The sequence below is a fragment of the Erysipelatoclostridium sp. DFI.2.3 genome (genome assembly GCF_019132535.1).
GTDB lineage: Bacteria > Bacillota_I > Bacilli_A > Erysipelotrichales > Erysipelotrichaceae > Clostridium_AQ > Clostridium_AQ innocuum.
Window position 1 is genome coordinate 1 of the sequence record NZ_JAHOOJ010000049.1, and the last position, 3,896, is coordinate 3,896.

A 3,896-nucleotide genomic window follows, 5' to 3' on the forward strand; every position below is an offset into this window, starting at 1 on the left:
ACAAGGTCCTTGATCTGCTTTGTCGAAATAAAAGATGTGTTCATAGTATTTTTCCTCCTGTAAGTATGTTTCGTATCTACATTCTTACCCGCTTTTTACTATTTACACATCTTTTGCTATATTCCCACGACTGGAAATGTACGGCGGTATATTTGTTTCATTCACATATATGCCTCCTTCTCTTTCACGAACCATAAAATCTACAGACTACCGGCATACGATGATTTCTGAATCAATCGAACCAAAACCAATGAATCTTGTTATTGTGTTTGATAACGATGACAACCCAGGGCGTTTCTTGCAGGAATTGAGACAACGCTCTATGATTGACATAGAAGATGGTTACCGATACGATTGCATTTTATCTGGCCAACCAGAAGTAAAACACTTGGGTGCTTGTAATTACGAGATAACATACCCTTTATCCGTCATAAAGAAAGGTTCAGAGCGGTGCTTTAATCTAACACGTACCGATAATATGATAACGATTAAAGGAGCGTATAAAGCCGGTATCCGCTATGAGATAACCCCCCATTACAATGGAGAGATCACAGTAGGAGGATATACGATACGTAATATCCATACCGCTAAGAAGATAATCCTGGATGGTGAGAGTATGCTCATAACAGAAGATGGTAAAAACAAATATTCTGATGCAATGTTTACCAAGTTTCCCAGTTTGGGACCGGGCGACCACATCATCACGGTGAGTAACACAAACGCTGATGTGGTGATGTATTACAGCCCAGTATATCTATAGGAGGTGACATATGTTAAGTGTCAAGACACAAGACGGATGGCTGCCTATCACAGTAGCCACGAACGCATATGTAGAAAAGGACGAAGAGGGCGAAGAAACGCTCTCTTTTGATGTTCCGCCAGATTCAGAGTTATTTACGTATTTAAAGACCGAGGCAGAAGTAAGGACAGAGGATAACCTCTATCTTATCAAGGGTGTAAACAAGCTGATCACGCAGGCCACGATTACCTGCGAACTGGATATGGATGATTGGAAGGCATCGTATTATCTGAAAACAGCAGATATTGCTGCACTGCAGACAAAAAACATAGGCGATGTATTGAATTATATCAAGCCTTCAGGGTGGACGGTAACCGGCGAAGAGGTCAGAACGATCAGACGCACACCGGATAAGGAAAAATGCAACGGGTACGATGTACTGATGCGCTGCAAGGTGGTATATGATGTGCAGTATGATTTTGATTGTTTGAGCAAGGTCGTTACTGTGATAGATCCATACGCTTCTATAGACACCGGATTGTATGTAACTCCAGAGTTAAACATGAAGGACCACACATATAAGGAAAGTAGCACAGGGCTTGTCACAAGGCTTTACTGCTACGGTGCTGATGATTTGACATTTTCCGATATAAACGACGGGAAGCCGTATATCGACCTGCAGGGCTACAAAGGCAAGCCGATAGTGACCTCATGGATAGATGGGCGATACACGAACAAGGAAAGCCTTCTGGCGGACGGAAGGAAGAAGCTGCAGGAGTTGGCAGCACCGGTTGGATCATACACAATCAATATGATAGACCTTGCCGCGGTAGATGATAAGTACAAAGACTTGAAGGTGAAAATTCGAGAGACAGCGCATTGTATCATTGATCCTGTCAGAGGCATCGATGTACCACACCGTATCGTAAAAATCCGAAAGTACCTACTGGATGAAGAAAGGTCGAACAATACGATTACACTGTCTAATGAACCTCGTAAAATAACGGATATGATAAACCAGATGCAGGAAAACGTGACCGAACTTACGCAGGATGGATATAAGAAAGAAACGACTATCCGGAACAATTCTGAAAGCATTGAGTTGATTGCAAAAGGGCTAGGAGAAGCTCAGTTGAAATTGCAGGAAGACCAGATCGTTGCGCTTATATCGAAGGCGATAAACAACGGTAACTCCATGCAGACTATGCAGGTGATTATAGATATCCTTGGTCTGACAATAAAGAATGGTGGAATCAAGGTATACGATGGTAACAACAGCCTTGTACTCTATGTGGATCAGAATTCTAAAAAGCTGGTTATGAATGGCTCGATAGAATCACAATCAGGTCATATCGGTGGATGGTCTTTAAATTCAGAAGGACTGACTGCTTCTTATACTGCAAACATACCCAATTATACCTCTGCAGATACTGAAAAAATAAAACAGTTCATTCTTGGTCAAATCACTTTGACTGATGCAGAATATGATTATTTAGACATAGATCGAAGTGGGACGATTACTTCCGCTGATTACGTTATTATGAAAAATGTTATTTCTGGATTGCATTCCCATACGTGGCGATATGATTATGTAATATCGCCGTATGACCCTGCAAAGTTTGTAAAAGTACATATAGATATGGGAAATGGCACATCAAGGGACAGGTATATCAGTTTGATGGGTATTTCTACAGATGCCATGAGATATGTAAATGACAAGGTACGTGGATAGGAGGTGATTGAATGGATATAGTAGTAACACAAATTAAACAGATTGGTAGAGAGATAATGCTTGACGGAAACAGTCTTGTAGGTTATCAGCACTCGGCCAATCTTTTTATTAAGCTTATTAAAGACACATCGGAAACAAATCCATTTAAGGGAATGGTGTTATCTGGTTACTGTACTAGTTGGAAATCAGATATGCCGATCGTATGTCCTCTACAGGAAAAAGATGATGGGACATACATTTTGTTGCCTGATGGGGTGTTTGAAAACGAAGGCGATGTATATTTGTCTTTGGCAGCGATTGACGAAAATAAAATCGTTATCACATCTAACAGATTAGCTCTACAAGTAGATGTATCCAACAAAATCAAAGCTGCAGTTTCTCCACCGGAAGAATATTGGCAAAGAGAAGTATTAAGTGCTATGAAATCATGGTATACGAGTACTGTTGATCCTTATTTTGAAAAAAGCAAAGAGAAATTAGATGATTTGATAGACCAAACTAACGAATCTCAAAAGGATGTAAAAAATGCGGTAGCACAATGTTATGATGCTATATCAGCACTGCAGCTTGAAACATTCGATATGGACGGCGGTGACCCGTTCACACAAGCGAGCGAAGAAGACATTGATGTAAACGGTGGATATCCGATTTAAAGAGAGGAGAATGAGAAATGCCATTTTATACAATAAGACCACGTGCTGGAACAAAGGCACAATGGGAACAATCAAATATGGTTTTGAAAGAACGCGAAATCGGTTATGAAATACCGAATGCAGGTGTTGGAAAGGGAATCGTTAAAATGAAAATGGGGGATGGAGTAACACCTTGGAATAGTTTACCTTATGCAATACCTGTCCCATTAACACCTAGCGATATCGTTACGACGGATTCAACATCCAATGCAAAAGTACCTAGTGCCGGATATTGTAAAAAGAAATTCGATGATATAAAAACAGAATTAAACGGAAACACTGTTCAATTAACTAATTCGGTATATCTTCCTCCGGCCAATATGTATAGAAGTGGGAAAGTTATTTATTTAAAGTGTGCTGGTTATATGCAAAAGGAATTGGCAGCGAACGGAGAGACTACGATAGCTACGCCGTCGATGATTCCGGAAGCTTTTCGCCCGACAGTAGATCTAAATTTCTATGAAATCGTAGGTAGTACAAAAATTATCGCAAAGATAAATATTAAACAGGATGGAACTATTTTGTTTTCCCCTCTTGAAAAAATAGTAAAGGATGTTGGCGTCAACATACACCTTACATATATAACAGGAAAATCTACTATCTAACGAAAGGAGCATTAAGATATGGAATTTATTAAACTGAAAAATGGCAGTAGATATCAGCTGATCACAGACGGATTCAATGTCGGAGATAATCATGTGAAACTTGCTTTCATTGCTGATAGATCACTAAA

At 39.9% G+C, this 3,896-nt stretch carries 4 protein-coding genes; all 4 read left to right on the forward strand.

Translation table 11 applies throughout. From position 1 onward, the window contains the following. The first annotated feature begins 220 nt into the window (after positions 1-220). Genes KSZ58_RS22275 through KSZ58_RS22290 form a run of 4 tightly spaced genes read left to right on the forward strand, consistent with a single transcriptional unit; the run spans position 221 to position 3,768 of the window. Positions 221-760 (forward strand): hypothetical protein, encoded by a 540-nt coding sequence (locus KSZ58_RS22275; protein ID WP_217752951.1) that lies wholly within the window; start codon positions 221-223, stop codon positions 758-760. Positions 761-770: 10 nt separating this feature from the next. Next, positions 771-2,471, forward strand: a complete 1,701-nt coding sequence (locus KSZ58_RS22280) for a phage tail spike protein (protein ID WP_009270713.1) — start codon at positions 771-773, stop codon at positions 2,469-2,471. 11 nt (positions 2,472-2,482) lie between these two features. After that, the gene (locus tag KSZ58_RS22285) at positions 2,483-3,124 is read left to right on the forward strand and encodes a hypothetical protein (RefSeq protein WP_008728357.1); all 642 of its coding nucleotides are present in this window, start codon (positions 2,483-2,485) and stop codon (positions 3,122-3,124) included. Positions 3,125-3,141: 17 nt separating this feature from the next. Continuing rightward, positions 3,142-3,768 carry a hypothetical protein gene (locus tag KSZ58_RS22290; protein WP_009270712.1) on the forward strand — a complete coding sequence of 209 codons (627 nt, stop codon included), beginning with the start codon at positions 3,142-3,144 and terminating at the stop codon, positions 3,766-3,768. The last annotated feature ends 128 nt before the right edge of the window (positions 3,769-3,896 follow it).

Coding starts and splice junctions, on each gene's coding strand:
- KSZ58_RS22275 (WP_217752951.1), top strand. CDS start 221: ATGATTTCTGAATCAATCGAACCAAAACCAATGAATCTTGTTATTGTG.
- KSZ58_RS22280 (WP_009270713.1), top strand. CDS start 771: ATGTTAAGTGTCAAGACACAAGACGGATGGCTGCCTATCACAGTAGCC.
- KSZ58_RS22285 (WP_008728357.1), top strand. CDS start 2,483: ATGGATATAGTAGTAACACAAATTAAACAGATTGGTAGAGAGATAATG.
- KSZ58_RS22290 (WP_009270712.1), top strand. CDS start 3,142: ATGCCATTTTATACAATAAGACCACGTGCTGGAACAAAGGCACAATGG.